This is a genomic window from Peptoniphilaceae bacterium AMB_02, from assembly GCA_036321625.1.
Taxonomy (GTDB): Bacteria; Bacillota; Clostridia; order Tissierellales; family Peptoniphilaceae; genus Microaceticoccus; species Microaceticoccus formicicus.
Window position 1 is genome coordinate 980,001 of record CP143259.1, and the last position, 16,729, is coordinate 996,729.

Consider the following 16,729-nt stretch of genomic DNA (forward strand, 5'->3'; position numbering starts at 1 on the left):
GGGAGTGAAAATAAGTAGCGAAGAAGTAGACTCCATGCTGCCAAGAAAAGGCACTATCGAGTAATTAGTTACCCGTACCGTAAACCGACACAGGTAGGCGAGGAGAGAATCCTAAGACGCGCGGAAGAACCTTTGTTAAGGAACTCGGCAAAATGATCCCGTAACTTAGGGAGAAGGGATGCCGAAGAGTGTATAGACTATACGTCAAAAGCACTCATCGGTCGCAGAGCATAGGCCCAAGCGACTGTTTACCAAAAACACAAGTATCTGCTAAATCGAAAGATGAAGTATAGGTGCTGACACCTGCCCGGTGCTGGAAGGTTAAGGGGAAGGCTTAGCTTCGGCGAAGGCTAGAACTTAAGCCCCAGTAAACGGCGGCCGTAACTATAACGGTCCTAAGGTAGCGAAATTCCTTGTCGGGTAAGTTCCGACCCGCACGAAAGGTGTAACGATTTGGGCACTGTCTCAACAAAGGATCCGGTGAAATTGTAGTATGCGTGAAGATGCGCATTACCCACGACAGGACGGAAAGACCCCGTAGAGCTTTACTGCAGGCTGACATTGGATTTTGGAGCTAAATGTACAGGATAAGTGGGAGACGAAGAAGTGAGAGCGTCAGTTTTCATGGAGTCATCCTTGGGATACCACTCTTTTAGTTTTAAAGTTCTAACCAGATATCTTGAATCAGATATTGGGACACTGTCAGTTGGGCAGTTTGACTGGGGCGGTCGCCTCCTAAAGAGTAACGGAGGCGTTCAAAGGTCTGCTCAGAATGGTTGGAAATCATTCACAGAGTGCAAAGGCAAAAGCAGGCTTAACTGCGACACCAACAAGTGGAGCAGAGACGAAAGTCGGACTTAGTGATCCGGTGGTACCGCATGGAAGGGCCATCGCTCAACGGATAAAAGCTACCTCGGGGATAACAGGCTTATCTCCCCCAAGAGTCCACATCGACGGGGAGGTTTGGCACCTCGATGTCGGCTCGTCTCATCCTGGGGCTGGAGTAGGTCCCAAGGGTTGGGCTGTTCGCCCATTAAAGAGGCACGCGAGCTGGGTTCAGAACGTCGCGAGACAGTTCGGTCCCTATCCGTCGTGGGCGTAGGAAATTTGAGAGGAGCTGTCCTTAGTACGAGAGGACCGGGATGGACAGACCTCTGGTGTACGAGTTGTTCCGCCAGGAGCAGAGCTCGATAGCTAAGTTTGGAAGGGATAAGTGCTGAAGGCATCTAAGCACGAAGCCCCCCTCAAGATGAGATTTCCTTATAGAATCCACACAGAAAATGTGGTTGATAGGTCAGATGTGTAAGATGAGTAATCATTTCAGCTAACTGATACTAATAAATCGAATACTTGACCGGAAATATGTATTACTTTAGAAGTGAGAGAAGAGAAGTTAGAATAAGACTAACGAAAAATGCAAACACTTCAAAAATCTATCAAGAGAGAAGGAGTTAGAGTTGAAAACCAACTAGTGACAACTCATCTCTAAGAAGCTTGGCGCCGATAGCAGGAGGGATACACCTGTCCCCATCTCGAACACAGAAGTTAAGTCTCCTAGCGGCAATGGTACTAATTTGGTGACGAATTGGGAGAGTAGCACGGTGCCAGACAAACAGGTAGGCTGAGAAGCCTATCTTTTTAAAGAGGCAAGGCTAGCCTTTAAGAAGATTAAGGGCTAGTGAAACCCAGCCTGAATAATCCTAGGTAGCTCAATGGTGGAGCACTCGGCTGTTAACCGATAGGTTGTGGGTTCGAATCCCACCCTGGGAGCCAATAAGCCGGGGTGGCGGAACAGGCAGACGCACAGGACTTAAAATCCTGCGATCCCAAAGATCGTATCGGTTCGATTCCGATCCTCGGCACCATTAGTAATATATCGCGGGATGGAGCAGTCTGGTAGCTCGTCGGGCTCATAACCCGGAGGTCGTAGGTTCAAATCCTGCTCCCGCAACCATTAAACTAAATAGTTTACCATTTAAACGTGGCGGAGTAGCTCAGTTGGCTAGAGCATGCGGTTCATACCCGCAGTGTCAGGGGTTCAACTCCCTTCTCCGCTACCATTTTTTTTACAAGGCCCTATGTGACTAGTTGTGAGAGGTAAGTCGTGAGTGGTGAGTACGAGTTATTAAGAATACTAGAACAACTGGGTTAAAAAAACAATGTAGAAGAGAGTTATGTATTAAAGGTTTTACCAACTACTAACTACCAGCTACTAACAACTACATCACAAGGCCCTATGGTCAAGTGGTTAAGACATCGCCCTTTCACGGCGGTATCCCGGGTTCGAATCCCGGTAGGGTCACCATTTTTTTATAGTAGACAATGTAACTCGAATTGCTTATATTCTACTCTCATCCCGGGCGCATACCCTTCCCGCAAGATTTCACAAATGAGAAGATATTTGGAAATCATCCGGTTGGGCACAAGAACCTTTGAAAAAAGCGTTCAAAGGTAGCTCTATGAGCTCTGCGCATATAAGTTATATTGTAATAGTAGACAATGTAACTCGAATTGTTTTTATTCTAATATCATCCCGGGCGCATAGCTCAGCTGGGAGAGCACCTGCCTTACAAGCAGGGGGTCATAGGTTCGAGCCCTATTGCGCCCACCATTTTAGATTTTTACAATCAAATAAAATTATCTTAAAAGAACTACAATTTATTTAATTATGGCCTGGTAGTTCCCGGTAAGTTTCTAGCCCATCGGGAAAAGCGTCCCTCTTGGGAAACTGCGGCGCGAGACCTACCGCCACTCACTATCGTTCATGGGGTTAGGGCTACGAGTTGGTCCAACTGAACGCTTGATTTATACAATCAAATAATATAATCTTAATAGAACTACAATTAATTTGCTATGGCCTGGTAGTTCAGTTGGTTAGAATGCCAGCCTGTCACGCTGGAGGTCGAGGGTTCGAGTCCCTTCCAGGTCGCCAATTTTTTACTTTTATACTACATATGCGGAAGTGGCTCAGTGGTATAAGCTGAATTCGAGATGAATCGAGCATAGGATTTAAAGCGAAGATGAATCCGAAGATGCTTAGTCTTCAGTTTTTTCTGAAAAAAACGGAGCCTAGTAAAAGTAATTTGAAATCATAGATTATTATATAGAAATAGTTATTTACTACATATGCGGAAGTGGCTCAGTGGTATAAGCTGAATTCGAGATGAATCGAGCATAGGATTTAAAGCGAAGATGAATCCGAAGATGCTTAGTCTTCAGTTTTTTCTGAAAAAAACGGAGCCTAGTAAAAGTAATTTGAAATCATAGATTATTATATAGAAATAGTTATTTACTACATATGCGGAAGTGGCTCAGTGGTAGAGCATCGCCTTGCCAAGGCGAGGGTCGCGAGTTCGAATCTCGTCTTCCGCTCCATAAAAACTCAGAGAAATCTGAGTTTCTTTTAAATATTGTTTTGTGCCACTAGCTTAGCTGGATAAAGCATTCGGCTACGAACCGAAAGACCGGGAGTTCGAATCTCTCGTGGCACGCCAAAAAAGACCATATGGTCTCAGACTGAAGACAAACCCTGATTAAAAATCAGGGTTTGCTCTATTTTGACAAATCTATTAGCAAAGTTCAATATTTTTCTTAAAACACCATTATTTTTGGGTGGCTTTTTATCTCTTTTACTTAAGATTATTGCTAATTTTTTCATATTTAGGGTCGCAAAAGTAAGTGCTGCTTTCATATCCATTTTCTTTATACCTACCATATTGGTATATCTAAATCCATGATATTCCTTTGCACTCCCAAATTGCCTTTCTATTGTTTCTTTTCTCTTTTTATATTCTGCTTTCCCTTTATATGTATACCGGTATTCTTCTGAGATATCAAGATAATCTTGCCAGATATGTCTAGTTATTATCTTTTGGTGTTTTTTACTACTTGTACACCTTCCTAGGTACCCACAGTTTACACAGATCTTTGGGTTGCTCTTGTACTGCCTATATCCTTCTCTATTTGTGGTTGAGTATTCTAATACTTCATTTGCTGGACAAAGGTAACAGTTGTAGTATTCGTCATACACAAAATCTCTTTTGTAGAATGGGTTTTCTAGTTTTGCTTTTGTTTTTTGCCTGGTGTATGGAAATACTGGAAATACGCCACCATCTAACAGTTCTTTCGCTATTGCCGGGAATTTATAGCCTGCATCCATAACTAGTTTTTTAGGGTTCAATCGTTTTAACTTTTCATCAAAGAAATCTTTAAATGTTGTTCCATCGTGTAAGTTTCCAGGATATGATTTAAAACCTAATATCCATCCATTTTTATCACATGATGTCTGTACGCTATATGCAAATACTTCTTTATGTTCACCTTTATGGAATAGTCCTGCTTCAGGATCTGTTGTGCTTTTTGTTACTTCTTTTAGTTCTTCATCTTTATCTTTAGGATCAAATGGCTTTTTATCATGTTTTTTTTCTATCTTCGTTTATTTCTTTTTCTAACTTTTTTTGATAGTATTTTACCTCTTTTTTCACTTTTACTTTAACAACCTTATACTTATTGGCATGTGCTTTAACATGTGTTGAGTCAACAAATTGGATATTTGTATCAACTAAGCCTTCTTCAATGGCTTGTAGTAGTATGTTTTGAAAAATATCTTCAAATATGTTTGTATCTTTAAATCTTCTTCTGTAGTTTTGACTAAAAGTTGTGAAATGAGGTATTTTATCGTAAAAATCAAAACCTAAAAACCATCTGTAAGCAAGATTTACTTCAATATCTTTAATTGTTTGTCTCATGCTTTTTATGTTGAAAAGGTATTGGATTAAGGTAATCTTAAGCAAAACAACGGGATCTATACTAGGTCGTCCGTTATCAAGACAGTACAAATCTTCAACTAATTCATATATGAAATCAAATTTAATGTATTTATCTATTTTTCTAAGTATATGATCTTCGGGAACCATTTGATCTATTGAAATCATTTGAACTTGATCAACTTTGTTTTTAGAATTTTTAAATAGCATATTAACACCTCTCTCTTAGTGTTATATATACCCAAAACGGCTTAAACTACACATAATATGGCATTTTTAGAACAAAAAAAGCACAGCTAGAAATTTTTTTTAGCTATGCTTTGTCAACAGTCTGAGACCATATGGTCTTTTTTTATACCGGTGGTTTATCACAAATATGAGAAGGATAAATTGCATTGGATAGTGATATAAATTGTACTAAGTTGAGATTTATTACAATAAATGTTTAAAAAGATTTTTTTTGGGAATATATAACTATGTAGTGATATCCGGTGTGATTCGGATTATTTAAGTACTAATATGTACTACAGAAATATTCTAAAAAGATATATTTCATATTATATGTTTAGATTGTTTTTTTTAGGGAATATATAACTATGTAGTGATAAATATAGGTGGTGAATATGAATAAGAGCTATGGAATAGAAAGTGATATTAATCTTAAATTATGGGTTGTAAGTAATAGGTTTACTCTAGGAATCCATCGAGAACTACTTAAGACTTTTAAGAAGTATGGGTTATCGACTTCCCAATTCGCAGTTCTAGAAGTCCTTTATCATAAAGGGGATATGACTGTTGGAGAAATAATAGATAAAATACTAATATCCGGAGGAAATATTACTCTAGTAATTAAAAATTTAGAACAGAAGAATTTTCTTACAATTCATCCTGATTGTGATGATGGTAGAAAGAGAGTTATTTCAATAACAGATGAAGGCAAAGAAATTGTGTCAAAGGCTTTTTTAGAACATCTTGAAGTTCTAAATAATCTATTAGAAGTTTTTGATAATGAAGAGAAAGAGTGTTTGATAAAATTATTAAAACATGGTTATGAATACAGGAGGTAATTTATGGGAGCTGTAAAGATGGTTGTAAGAGGTGTACCTGCTAGAGATGGTGCAGGTGTTAATCTGGTAAGGGTACTTGGGAGAGGTACTGTAGTAGATTTTGATCCCTTCTTAATGTTGGATTCATTTGATAGTAGAGATCCTGACGACTATATAAGAGGATTTCCAATGCATCCTCATAGAGGAATTGAAACACTAACTTACTTGGTTAAGGGAGAAATTGATCATGAGGATAGTTTAGGCAATAAAGGAAAAATTCTTGATGGATCTGCTCAGTGGATGACTGCAGGTTCAGGAATAATGCACAAGGAAATGCCGCAACCTTCTGATAGAATGCTTGGAATACAGTTATGGATAAATTTACCAAGTGGTGAAAAACTTACAATTCCAAAATACTTCGATATACAGGAAGCAGATATTTCTAAAGGTAATTTTGATTTTGGGGTTATTAGGGTTATTTCTGGCGAATTACTAGATGTTAAGGGATTAAAGCCTAATCATCTAGAAGTAGATTTTTATGATGTAGAATTGTATGAAAATGAAACCATTGAAATACCAAAAATAACTGAAAAAAATGCATTTTTATTTTTACTTGAAGGAGATGTCGAAATAGATAATGAAAAATACTTTGAGAAATCAGCCCTTTTATTATCAGATGAATCATCAGTGAGTATAAAAGCATCAGGTTCAAATGCAAGGATTCTTTTTATTCAAGGACCACCGGTTAAAGAACCAATAGCATGGGGAGGTCCTGTAGTAATGAATACTCAAGCTGAGTTGCAAGAAGCTTATAGAGACTTAAGAGAAAATACATTTATTAAGCATAATATTTAAAAAGAAAAAATTTATAAAATATGGAGGAAAAAGATGACAAATTTATTAATCGTATACTATAGCCAAACAGGACATAATTTTGAAATGGCAAAATGGGCAGAAGATGAAGCAAAATCGAAAGGTGTAAATATTAGACTTAGAAAAGTAAGAGAATTAGCCGATAAGGCAAACATGAATCCGGCTTGGGAGAAGTATCTAGAGGATTCACAAGATATTGAGGAAGCATCCAGCGAAGATTTGGAATGGGCAGATGGAATTTTAATTTCTACACCTACCAGATTTGGAATCGTACCTGCTCAAATGAAATTATTTATAGATTCTCAAGGTGGACTATGGGCGGAAGGTAAACTAACTAATAAAGTAGTGTCTGCAATGACTTCTGCTCAAAACAATAATGGTGGACAGGAAATGACTTTAATGTCAATTTACGCTAGTATGATGCATTGGGGAGCAATAATTGTTCCTCCAGGATATACTGATACAAGTATTTTCAAAGCAGGTGGAAATCCATATGGAACCAGTGGAACAGCTACAAATGAAGGATTTGCAAATGATTTAGAAGATGCTGTTAGACATCAAGTTAGCAGATTAATAGAGATTACTAAGAAATTCAACGAATAAATAATAAAAGTCCCCTATTCCTTTACGGAATAGGGGACTTTTATTACAAGATTTTAATTTAGATATAATTAAATCATTTCAATAAATGCAGCAATACGAGTATTTAATTGACCGACATCGGATTGTGAATAATCTGTTTCCACACTCATGTATGGTACATTATTTTCTTCGTCAGATAGTCTTTTAATCTTTAATGATTCTACCTGGAACGGTTGGCAAGCTTGTAGATGCATGTCAATTACTCCGTCGACTTTATATTCATTAATTAGTCTGGATAATAGTTCTCTTCTATTTGGGTTAGGAGAGATGCATGCACAACCAATATTTATATACTTTTCTGCAATAGCATCATACATGTCAACACCCTCATCTATATGTACATTTCTATCTATTGCTTTTGCACCACCACAGTTTTCAAATGCTACTACCACACCACCGTTTTCTTCGACTGCTTCAATTACTTTTTCAGTAGCTGCGCCTATAGGACAACCTGTGATAAGTATCCTAGGTTTACCACTTATGTGCTTGTGTTCAGATAAGATCTTTTCTTTTAATAATTTTAGTTCTTGTGGAATAGATGCTCTATCAAAGTGAAATTGTATTCCGTTAAGTACATGCCAGAGTTCCAGCCCCATAATTGGAAGTTCATCTTCTTTCATCATCGAATAAAAATCTTTTACAGCACTTCTCTCTGCATTTTTTATTCGGATGCCTTCAAGTAATCTTTCTTCTGTAATTTCTACTCCAAATTGTTCTTCCAAAACTTCTTTTAATTTAATAATCTCAGATTTCCAAAGTTTGATGCTCTCATCAGTTTTTTTGTTTGGGAGTTCCATAACATGAACATTGAATGTTTCTCCAAGATATTCATACATTTTTTTCTTTCCGTCACAGGTTGTTTCTCCAACGACTAAATCAGAAAAATAGAAGAACGGACATTTATCAGTTATGGCAAATCCGTAGCTTGATTTTATAAGCGGGCATAGGTTTTTAGGTAAGTCTTTTTCAGCAACTGGGATGGTTTCGTCGCTTGTAGAACATAGAGAAACAGCCGTAGCTCCTATAGCCAGTGCTAATTCTTGAGGAAAGAAAGTACAGAACACTCCTATAACAGGAATATCTTGTTCCTTGATTTCCTTTACTTTTAAAAATGCATTTTGTCTACTTTCTGCAAAATCATTAAATATCTCTGGTAATTCTTTTTTAATATCGATCATATTGTACCTCTTTTCATAAATTTTTCTAAACCAATCATTGCAGCACCAATAGCACCTGCATATTTCCCAATGGGATCAGATAATATTGGTTTTCCAATTTTTCTACTCAAACTTGCTACAAAATCGTTATTGCAAGCAAGCCCACCAGTAAGTGCAATATCATTTTCAATACCCTGTCTTTGAGCCAACTGTACGACTTTTTGAACAACCGAATCCACAATACCTGCTGCTATATTCTCTCTTTTCTCACCACTACCCATTAAACTGATGATTTCCGATTCAGCAAAGACGGTACACATTGAACTTATCTTAATCAGTTCTCCTTTAAGTGCCAAATCAAATAATTCATCAAGAGTAATTCCGAGTCTATTGGCCATTATTTCAAGAAATCTACCTGTACCTGCGGAACATTTGTCATTCATTATAAAATCATTAACATACCCACCTTTAATAGATATAACCTTTGTATCTTGTCCGCCTACATCAACAACTGTCAAGTTATCAATGCCGTAAATATCAACGGCACCTTTTGCATGACAGGTGATTTCGGTTATTATCTTATTAGAGTATGGAACGCTGACTCTACCATATCCGGTTGATATAACTCTTGAATCTTGATTAATCTCGATATTATGCTCTTCTTTCAAAACATCGAGTATCTTCATAGCAGTTTCTTTGCTATTCCAACCGGAGGGTAAAATAAATTCTAAGGATTTTCCACCCCGAACAGCTACCTTACTTGCAGTTGATCCTATATCAATCCCAATAAAATTCACTGTACCAACCTCCAAATGGTATTATAACATAAATAAGATGGATAAATTCAAACGTATGATTCAAAATTTTTATGAGGTGATAAGGAAGTCTTATATTGACAAATAAATAAAGGAGCTGATGTAAAACAGCTCCTTAGATTCAAAAGACTCTTTCGTAGAGATAGGTCAAGTCTTATATTATTACTTATTATCTTATTAATTCTGACATACTAGCTTTTTATTCAGATTTATTTTTTATAAGGGGTTCTTTACCTTGTACTTTTGGAATTCCGATTCTGACATTAACCATATCATCGTACATAGGTCTTGTTCCTTGGTTTATGCCTACATCTCCTTGGAGAGATAGATAAATAAAAACGTCGGTTTGATCCCAGTTATAAACAGGTTTCATTAATCTGCATAATTCTTTTGATGCAATCATTAAAGATTCATCATAACTTTTACCTGTAGCATTAACATACCAATGTGATATAGTTTCAGTAATCGGCCAGTTAAGTTCCAAGTTTTTTATAATGCTTATTTTAGTAAGTACCTCACCGCATATTTCTATACCGGTACCGCAGATTTCACCATCTCCCATGGTTGCGTGAAGATCTCCCAATTGGAAAAGAGCTCCTTTCACTCTAATAGGAAGATAGACTCTTGATCCTTTTTTGATTAACTTGCTGTCAATATTACCGCCGTGATTATCTGCGTAACCACATGCGATACTTCCGGTTTCGGGTGCGGTTCCAATGACACCTACCATTGGATTTATTGGCCAATAGATATCATTATATTTTGCATATCCATCTTCTATAGGTATTACTTTTGTTCTAACCTCACTACCTTCATGTAGTGGACCGGAATTCGGGATGGAACAGGCAAACCCTATTGAACCAACAGTTATATCAAGTATATCGACTACAAGTACATCTCCTGGCTCGGCATCTTCGATATAGACCGGACCTGCAGCCGGATTTGCTTTAGTAAGGTCGAGTTCATGAACAAGTTGATTTTCAGAGCTGATTTGTCCACCAAAACAGTCTAGAGTTTTAAATAAAAGGATATCTCCTGGTTTTGCTCTTTCAATAGGTTCATTATCTTTGGAAAAATTGTACACCGACTTATCAATAATTTTCAAAACTTTCACTCCTTTAATTTTATTGTACGAAGTCATTATTTTACATTAATATATCATAAAGTTAATATAAACTCAAAATCTAAGAAATTAATTAGATAATTATATAGTGGATTAATATACTATTGTAATATCTCTATAGATTTAACGCAATAAATCTATTATAAGTAAAATAAAAACAGCATAATTTATATGCTGTCCAGACTGAAGACAAACCCTGATTAAAAATCAGGGTTTGCTCTATTTTGACAAATCTATTAGCAAAGTTCAATATTTTTCTTAAAACACCATTATTTTTGGGTGGCTTTTTATCTCTTTTACTTAAGATTATTGCTAACTTTTTCATATTTAGGGTCGCAAAAGTAAGTGCTGCTTTCATATCCATTTTCTTTATACCTACCATATTGGTATATCTAAATCCATGATATTCCTTTGCACTCCCAAATTGCCTTTCTATTGTTTCTTTTCTCTTTTTATATTCTGCTTTCCCTTTATATGTATACCGGTATTCTTCTGAGATATCAAGATAATCTTGCCAGATATGTCTAGTTATTATCTTTTGGTGTTTTTTACTACTTGTACACCTTCCTAGGTACCCACAGTTTACACAGATCTTTGGGTTGCTCTTGTACTGCCTATATCCTTCTCTATTTGTGGTTGAGTATTCTAATACTTCATTTGCTGGACAAAGGTAACAGTTGTAGTATTCGTCATACACAAAATCTCTTTTGTAGAATGGGTTTTCTAGTTTTGCTTTTGTTTTTTGCCTGGTGTATGGAAATACTGGAAATACGCCACCATCTAACAGTTCTTTCGCTATTGCCGGGAATTTATAGCCTGCATCCATAACTAGTTTTTTAGGGTTCAATCGTTTTAACTTTTCATCAAAGAAATCTTTAAATGTTGTTCCATCGTGTAAGTTTCCAGGATATGATTTAAAACCTAATATCCATCCATTTTTATCACATGATGTCTGTACGCTATATGCAAATACTTCTTTATGTTCACCTTTATGGAATAGTCCTGCTTCAGGATCTGTTGTGCTTTTTGTTACTTCTTTTAGTTCTTCATCTTTATCTTTAGGATCAAATGGCTTTTTATCATGTTTTTTTTCTATCTTCGTTTATTTCTTTTTCTAACTTTTTTTGATAGTATTTTACCTCTTTTTTCACTTTTACTTTAACAACCTTATACTTATTGGCATGTGCTTTAACATGTGTTGAGTCAACAAATTGGATATTTGTATCAACTAAGCCTTCTTCAATGGCTTGTAGTAGTATGTTTTGAAAAATATCTTCAAATATGTTTGTATCTTTAAATCTTCTTCTGTAGTTTTGACTAAAAGTTGTGAAATGAGGTATTTTATCGTAAAAATCAAAACCTAAAAACCATCTGTAAGCAAGATTTACTTCAATATCTTTAATTGTTTGTCTCATGCTTTTTATGTTGAAAAGGTATTGGATTAAGGTAATCTTAAGCAAAACAACAGGATCTATACTAGGTCGTCCGTTATCAAGACAGTACAAATCTTCAACTAATTCATATATGAAATCAAATTTAATGTATTTATCTATTTTTCTAAGTATATGATCTTCGGGAACCATTTGATCTATTGAAATCATTTGAACTTGATCAACTTTGTTTTTAGAATTTTTAAATAGCATATTAACACCTCTCTCTTAGTGTTATATATACCCAAAACGGCTTAAACTACACATAATATGGCATTTTTAGAACAAAAAAAGCACAGCTAGAAATTTTTTTTAGCTATGCTTTGTCAACAGTCTGAACAGCATAATTTATATGCTGTCATGTGTTTAGTGGTGGAGGCGGTGGGAGATTATACCATATTCCTATAAAGCATTCATATTGCAATATTCTTGAAGTCATTTTATTATAAAATATGTTTTAAATATGCTATTACAAAAATTGTTCTAAAACTACAACAGCATCTTCTTTCATTTCTGGCATAACATGTGTATAAATATCCGATGTGGTCCGGAATTCTTTATGTCGCATTAATGTCTGAACAGTTTTAAGGGGTACGCCAGCTTCAAATAATCTTGTGCAGTAACTATGCCTTATGCTATGAAAATCTTTTTCCTCTATCCCTAATTCTTTACATAGTTTTTTTACTCTTCGAGCGGGCCTCTTATGTTCAAAATAATTTCCTACATCATCTGCAAAAATAAGATTATTATTTTGATACTCTCTTCCTATTCTCAGTTTATGCTTATTTTGTTGAATTCTATGTTTTTTAAGAAGCATATCTATTGATTGGGGAAGAGGCACTATACCTTCAGAGCCTTCAGTTTTAAGTTCTTTTATTACAGCTTTTCTAGTTTTTATTCCATTATCAAAATTATACTCAAGTTGATATTGTTTATTTACATTTATACTACAATCAGTAAAATCATCCCATGTTAGAGCTAGTGCCTCTGACAACCTTAAACCTGTAGCGAAAGTAACTCTAATCATAAGATCTAATGCAGTATCTTCCAGAGCATCTATAATCATCCTTTGTTCTTCAGAAGTGAACACATTGTAATTCTTTTTCTTTTTTACCTTAGGAAATCTTAAGCCTTCTGCTGGGTTTTTTATTAATAGATTATCATGAATGGCAAATTTTAAACTAGCATTAATGTAAGTAAAGATTCTTTTTACATTGCTTGCAGATGTTTGTGTTAACATTTCATTCATGATCTCTTGTAGTCTAAGAGTTGTTAAGTCTTTCGTTTTTATAGAATTAAGAGGCGCCTTATTAATCCAATTTCTATAAGTGGTTTCGTATCTAGCAAAACTGTTACCTGAAATTTCATTTATTTTAAAAGCATACATCCATTTATAGAAAAAATCTGAGAATACAATTTCATCATCGTTATATATGTTTTGGTCAATTAGCACCTGGGCTTTACGCATTTTATCAGCTACTACAGAACGTTTAGCATTTCCAAAGGTTTTTCTTATCTGCTTTCCATCATTATCATAACCGATTGTTATTTGACCAACATAATAGTCTTTGCCATTTCGTTTTTGTTTTGATATCGTGCCTTCACCATATCCACGTTTCGCCATAATAAACACTCCTTATTTAATTAACTAGGATAATGTGTTATAATAATATATGCTTTATTGGGGTTAACACTCCAGTTGTCCCTCACTCTGCGCCAACAGGATGGGGGATTTTTATTTATTAATTGGTAAGTTCTAATACTTCATATTTTTCAGTCTTTACGTTATAAGTAATACTATATCTCTTTCCTTCTTTTGTTTCTGCTGTATATTCAATTTCCAATGGCTCTAGGTCAGTGTCTAACCCTGTATTTGGACCAAATGCAGAAAAATTAGGAGAAGTTTCTCCTGGTAACACAGTATCATAATTAGAGTAGTAGGTTTTTTCGTTTTTATCTTTCAATAACATTACTATACTAAAATTAGTTATAGTATGTTGGCTATTATTAGTAAATGTACCTTTACCATATACATTTCCTGCAGAATCTGGTTCTTCTAGCGTGATAGTATAAGGTAATTCTTCAACTTTCACAATTGGTTCTATACCAGTATCCATTTCATACCAGTCACTTACTTGATACTTTTTAGTTTTGAAATCATAAACTACTTGTTTAGAATCATCACCACGCTTTATAATGTAGGTCAGAGTTAAATATTCAAGATCATCAACTAATCCTGTACTGGGGCCAAAACTACCAAACTTTGCAGATGTTTCATTAGGTCTTACAGTATCAAATGTATTGTAATATGATTTCTCGTTATTATCTTTCTTTAAAACTGTAATATCATAAGAAGTAACTATATGATTGCTATTATTTGTAAAAGTTACTTCAGCATAAACATTACCTGCAGAATCAGGTTCCAATAAAGTTATGTCAAATGGAACTTCTTCAACCAATACTGGTGCTTCTTTTTTTCTTCCTTTGGTTCTTCCTTTGGTTCTTCTTTTACTTCTTTCTTAACCTCAGCCTTTTTTTCTACTTTCTCAGTCTCAGTTTCTTCTTTTTTTGGTTCTTTAGCCGGCGCTTCATTGCCCCCACATGCTGTTAGGATAAGTGACAATCCTAAAATAAGTAATAGTTTTTTCATGTTATTCCCCCTATAGAATATAATTTATTTAAACTGCTTACGCAGTTTTAGACTAATTAATAAAAAAATCTAAAGAATCAACTTTTATTTGCAGCAATCCTGCTATTTGTTGTTTGGTTAAGCCTTCAAGTTCTGTTTTATCTAATGTTATATTTAAAATTCTGATAGCAAAGTAATCTGCTTCTTTTTCTAATTTGTTTTTTATAGTAAATTTACTATATGCTGCATCCATTATATCTACATGTAATATTGCGTGACCCAATTCATGAGCCAATACATATTTTTCAAAAATAGCAGGTAAATTATCTCTAATTAAAATTGTCTCTACTCCGTCTATATTTCTTATGTAGAATGCATCTGAACTTGAAAGCAGTACATTCTTTGAATTATCTTTTATAGTTACAATGCCTAAATAGTCTAAGATGTCATTAATATCATTGGATCCTACTTCTTCAAGTAAACCTTCTATAATTTCATCTATCCAATAATAATTAGTACTCATTTTATTTCTCCCTTAACTTGTACTCGTTTCCGGCCATACGAATAAGCTCTAATACTTTATTAGCATATTCAATTTTATCTGAATCTGAAAGTTTTTCGATATCTAATCCTGTATAAGCAAAAATAACATTTTGCTCTAATAGAAATTTGACTGCATCCTCTGCTGTCGTGAATTCGGATACTGGTTCTTCTTCAACATCTTCCCATCCCATCAAATATGCGGGGGAGCAACCTAGTGCTTTTGCGAATACATTCACTTTTGATATGTTCAAGTCTATAATGCCACTCTCGATTTTTGAAATAGTCGCCCTATTGTCATATCCAGCAAGTCTTGCAAGCTCATCTTGGGACAAACCAAGCTCTAATCTTCTATTTTTAATTCTTTGCCCTAGCATCTTTATCACATCCTCGTAATACATATTATAAGCTAAGAGTAATTTAAAAGCAACAAAAAAGTAAATATATGTTGACAATAAAGCACGTTGATGTTATTATTAAAGTGTGAATATAAAGCAACATTTTTGGAGGTGAGCAAAATGAATTTAGAATCCTTGAATTACGTGATAGACAACTCAGGTATAAGCATTACTCTATTAGCAAAGAGACTAGGAATTAGCAGGCAACAGTTATACAAAAAATTATCAGGAGATGTAGAATTTAAGGTATCAGAAGCCAATGATTTAGCAGATATTCTACGATTAACAAAAGATGAAAAGGAGAATATTTTTTTTGCCAATCATAGTGCTTAAAAGGAAACATTATAAAAAGACTTTATCTATACTGAAAATGAAGGATTAAGAGGTATTTAATAAAGGGGGTGCAGAGATTGAATCAAAATAATGAGTATCAAAAAGTAAAGACCGCAGAAAATGTATTAGTAATAAGGACTATAGTAACAATAGGGGAAGGTACTGAAGAAAACCCCAGTAGATATTGCTATCAATACTGGAGTTTAGAGGGTGAATTATTGGCAGAGCGAGATACCATTAAATAGGAATTTAGATTTTATTAGTTTTTTCGTCGGATATTACTTGAATCTCAGACAAAAGATTATCTCTTTCATGAGGGATAATGTACCATTCTTTGATAAGTAATTCAACTAGTAAAAGTAGTTTTCTCAGCTTCACTAGGCTCTATTGGAATTATTTCATTTATGTTTTTTTCCATATGAGCGCCAATATTTCCTACTTTGCGGATAGCATCGATACCGGACCAAAGTTTATTGTCGACTTGATCTTTAATCGAATTTATTTCTTCGGCTAAGGTTCTTTTATTAACATTAAAAACATTTCTAATCATGCCCTGTATGCACCTTCGTGATAGAGTAGCAGAGGCTTTTGGACTTAAGTTAATAATTTTATGAGCTTCTTCGTAATCTTCTCTAATTGCTTGAGGTACGTAATCAGGATAGTTCTTGGCTTTAGAGCTTGGATAAAAAAAGGATTTGTAATTATTAGAGAACTGTTCACCTAGACCTTCTATTTTTATAGACGTTTTAAGGCAAGCAGGGCACTTATAGAAGATAACTGCAATTGAATCTGTTTTAAGATTGGAAGGGATCCATTCTAATGTAACACCATCAATTTTAAATGGTGGCTTATTTAAGTCTTTTGAGCCTGAAATTCCCATTCCATGTACTTTAAAACCTAGCATTGAATAATAATAAGTATCATCTGTCAAAGGAAAAGTACTATCACAAAAAGGACAGATAAAAGAACGGGGCATA

The 16,729-nt window shown here is 34.9% G+C and carries 14 protein-coding genes, 9 tRNA genes, 2 rRNA genes and 2 pseudogenes (1 of these 27 running past the window's edge); 16 read left to right on the top strand and 11 right to left on the bottom strand.

Annotated features, from left to right (window positions below):
• The 11 genes from VZL98_04700 to VZL98_04750 form a co-directional block, all read left to right on the top strand.
• Positions 1-1,358, top strand: a 23S ribosomal RNA gene (locus VZL98_04700); it begins 2,282 nt to the left of the window's first position.
• A 135-nt stretch (positions 1,359-1,493) separates the two neighbouring features.
• Positions 1,494-1,610 (top strand): 5S ribosomal RNA (gene rrf, locus VZL98_04705).
• Positions 1,611-1,698: 88 nt separating this feature from the next.
• A tRNA-Asn gene (locus VZL98_04710) sits at positions 1,699-1,773 on the top strand.
• A 4-nt stretch (positions 1,774-1,777) separates the two neighbouring features.
• Positions 1,778-1,865: transfer RNA gene (locus VZL98_04715), tRNA-Leu, on the top strand.
• 12 nt (positions 1,866-1,877) lie between these two features.
• A tRNA-Met gene (locus VZL98_04720) sits at positions 1,878-1,954 on the top strand.
• Positions 1,955-1,983: 29 nt separating this feature from the next.
• A tRNA-Met gene (locus VZL98_04725) sits at positions 1,984-2,060 on the top strand.
• A gap of 170 nt (positions 2,061-2,230) precedes the next feature.
• A tRNA-Glu gene (locus tag VZL98_04730) sits at positions 2,231-2,305 on the top strand.
• 230 nt (positions 2,306-2,535) lie between these two features.
• Positions 2,536-2,611 (top strand) — tRNA-Val (locus VZL98_04735).
• A 244-nt stretch (positions 2,612-2,855) separates the two neighbouring features.
• Positions 2,856-2,932 (top strand) — tRNA-Asp (locus tag VZL98_04740).
• Positions 2,933-3,300: 368 nt separating this feature from the next.
• Positions 3,301-3,375 (top strand) — tRNA-Gly (locus VZL98_04745).
• A 42-nt stretch (positions 3,376-3,417) separates the two neighbouring features.
• A tRNA-Arg gene (locus VZL98_04750) sits at positions 3,418-3,494 on the top strand.
• Positions 3,495-3,511: 17 nt separating this feature from the next.
• On the opposite strand, the pseudogene VZL98_04755 reads toward VZL98_04750, so the two are convergent.
• Positions 3,512-4,976 (bottom strand): annotated as a pseudogene (locus tag VZL98_04755) (IS1182 family transposase).
• A 413-nt stretch (positions 4,977-5,389) separates the two neighbouring features.
• Between VZL98_04755 and VZL98_04760 the strand changes: the two are divergent.
• From VZL98_04760 to wrbA, 3 genes are read left to right on the top strand one after another with little or no spacing between them, the layout of a single operon-like run.
• A complete protein-coding gene (locus VZL98_04760; GenBank protein WVH64242.1) occupies positions 5,390-5,833 on the top strand; it encodes a MarR family transcriptional regulator in 444 nt (147 codons plus the stop codon).
• A gap of 3 nt (positions 5,834-5,836) precedes the next feature.
• Positions 5,837-6,667, top strand: a complete 831-nt coding sequence (locus tag VZL98_04765; GenBank protein WVH64243.1) for a pirin family protein — start codon at positions 5,837-5,839, stop codon at positions 6,665-6,667.
• A gap of 33 nt (positions 6,668-6,700) precedes the next feature.
• A complete protein-coding gene (gene wrbA, locus VZL98_04770) occupies positions 6,701-7,288 on the top strand; it encodes an NAD(P)H:quinone oxidoreductase (GenBank protein ID WVH64244.1) in 588 nt (195 codons plus the stop codon).
• Positions 7,289-7,356: 68 nt separating this feature from the next.
• Here wrbA and VZL98_04775 read toward each other — a convergent pair whose 3' ends face one another.
• The 9 genes and pseudogenes from VZL98_04775 to VZL98_04815 form a co-directional block, all read right to left on the bottom strand.
• A complete protein-coding gene (locus tag VZL98_04775; protein ID WVH64245.1) occupies positions 7,357-8,505 on the bottom strand; it encodes a double-cubane-cluster-containing anaerobic reductase in 1,149 nt (382 codons plus the stop codon).
• The gene (locus tag VZL98_04780) at positions 8,502-9,281 is read right to left on the bottom strand and encodes an acyl-CoA dehydratase activase (GenBank protein ID WVH64246.1); all 780 of its coding nucleotides are present in this window, start codon (positions 9,279-9,281) and stop codon (positions 8,502-8,504) included. The genes VZL98_04775 and VZL98_04780 overlap by 4 nt, the downstream gene beginning before the upstream one ends.
• Before the next feature lie 217 nt (positions 9,282-9,498).
• The gene (locus tag VZL98_04785; GenBank protein WVH64247.1) at positions 9,499-10,404 is read right to left on the bottom strand and encodes an acetamidase/formamidase family protein; all 906 of its coding nucleotides are present in this window, start codon (positions 10,402-10,404) and stop codon (positions 9,499-9,501) included.
• Positions 10,405-10,537: 133 nt separating this feature from the next.
• Positions 10,538-12,065, bottom strand: a pseudogene (locus tag VZL98_04790) (IS1182 family transposase).
• Positions 12,066-12,321: 256 nt separating this feature from the next.
• Positions 12,322-13,476 (bottom strand): site-specific integrase, encoded by a 1,155-nt coding sequence (locus tag VZL98_04795; protein WVH64248.1) that lies wholly within the window; start codon positions 13,474-13,476, stop codon positions 12,322-12,324.
• 118 nt (positions 13,477-13,594) lie between these two features.
• Positions 13,595-14,311: a hypothetical protein gene (locus tag VZL98_04800; GenBank protein ID WVH64249.1), complete on the bottom strand. Its 717-nt coding sequence runs from the start codon at positions 14,309-14,311 to the stop codon at positions 13,595-13,597.
• Complete coding sequence (locus VZL98_04805) at positions 14,284-14,502, bottom strand: hypothetical protein (protein ID WVH64250.1); 219 nt, start codon at positions 14,500-14,502, stop codon at positions 14,284-14,286. Before VZL98_04805 ends, VZL98_04800 begins: the two co-directional genes overlap by 28 nt.
• Before the next feature lie 52 nt (positions 14,503-14,554).
• Positions 14,555-15,004 carry an ImmA/IrrE family metallo-endopeptidase gene (locus VZL98_04810; GenBank protein ID WVH64251.1) on the bottom strand — a complete coding sequence of 150 codons (450 nt, stop codon included), beginning with the start codon at positions 15,002-15,004 and terminating at the stop codon, positions 14,555-14,557.
• Position 15,005: 1 nt separating this feature from the next.
• A complete protein-coding gene (locus VZL98_04815; GenBank protein ID WVH64252.1) occupies positions 15,006-15,398 on the bottom strand; it encodes a helix-turn-helix transcriptional regulator in 393 nt (130 codons plus the stop codon).
• 141 nt (positions 15,399-15,539) lie between these two features.
• Between VZL98_04815 and VZL98_04820 the strand changes: the two genes are divergently transcribed.
• On the top strand, positions 15,540-15,752 hold the full coding sequence (locus tag VZL98_04820; GenBank protein WVH64253.1) for a helix-turn-helix domain-containing protein: 213 nt from the start codon (positions 15,540-15,542) through the stop codon (positions 15,750-15,752).
• A gap of 77 nt (positions 15,753-15,829) precedes the next feature.
• Entirely contained in the window at positions 15,830-15,997 is a 168-nt protein-coding gene (locus VZL98_04825) for a hypothetical protein (GenBank protein WVH64254.1), read from the top strand.
• Between the two features lie 101 nt (positions 15,998-16,098).
• Here the strand turns inward: VZL98_04825 and VZL98_04830 are convergent, their stop codons facing one another.
• Entirely contained in the window at positions 16,099-16,656 is a 558-nt protein-coding gene (locus tag VZL98_04830; GenBank protein ID WVH64255.1) for a DUF4145 domain-containing protein, read from the bottom strand.
• Positions 16,657-16,729: the final 73 nt, after the last annotated feature.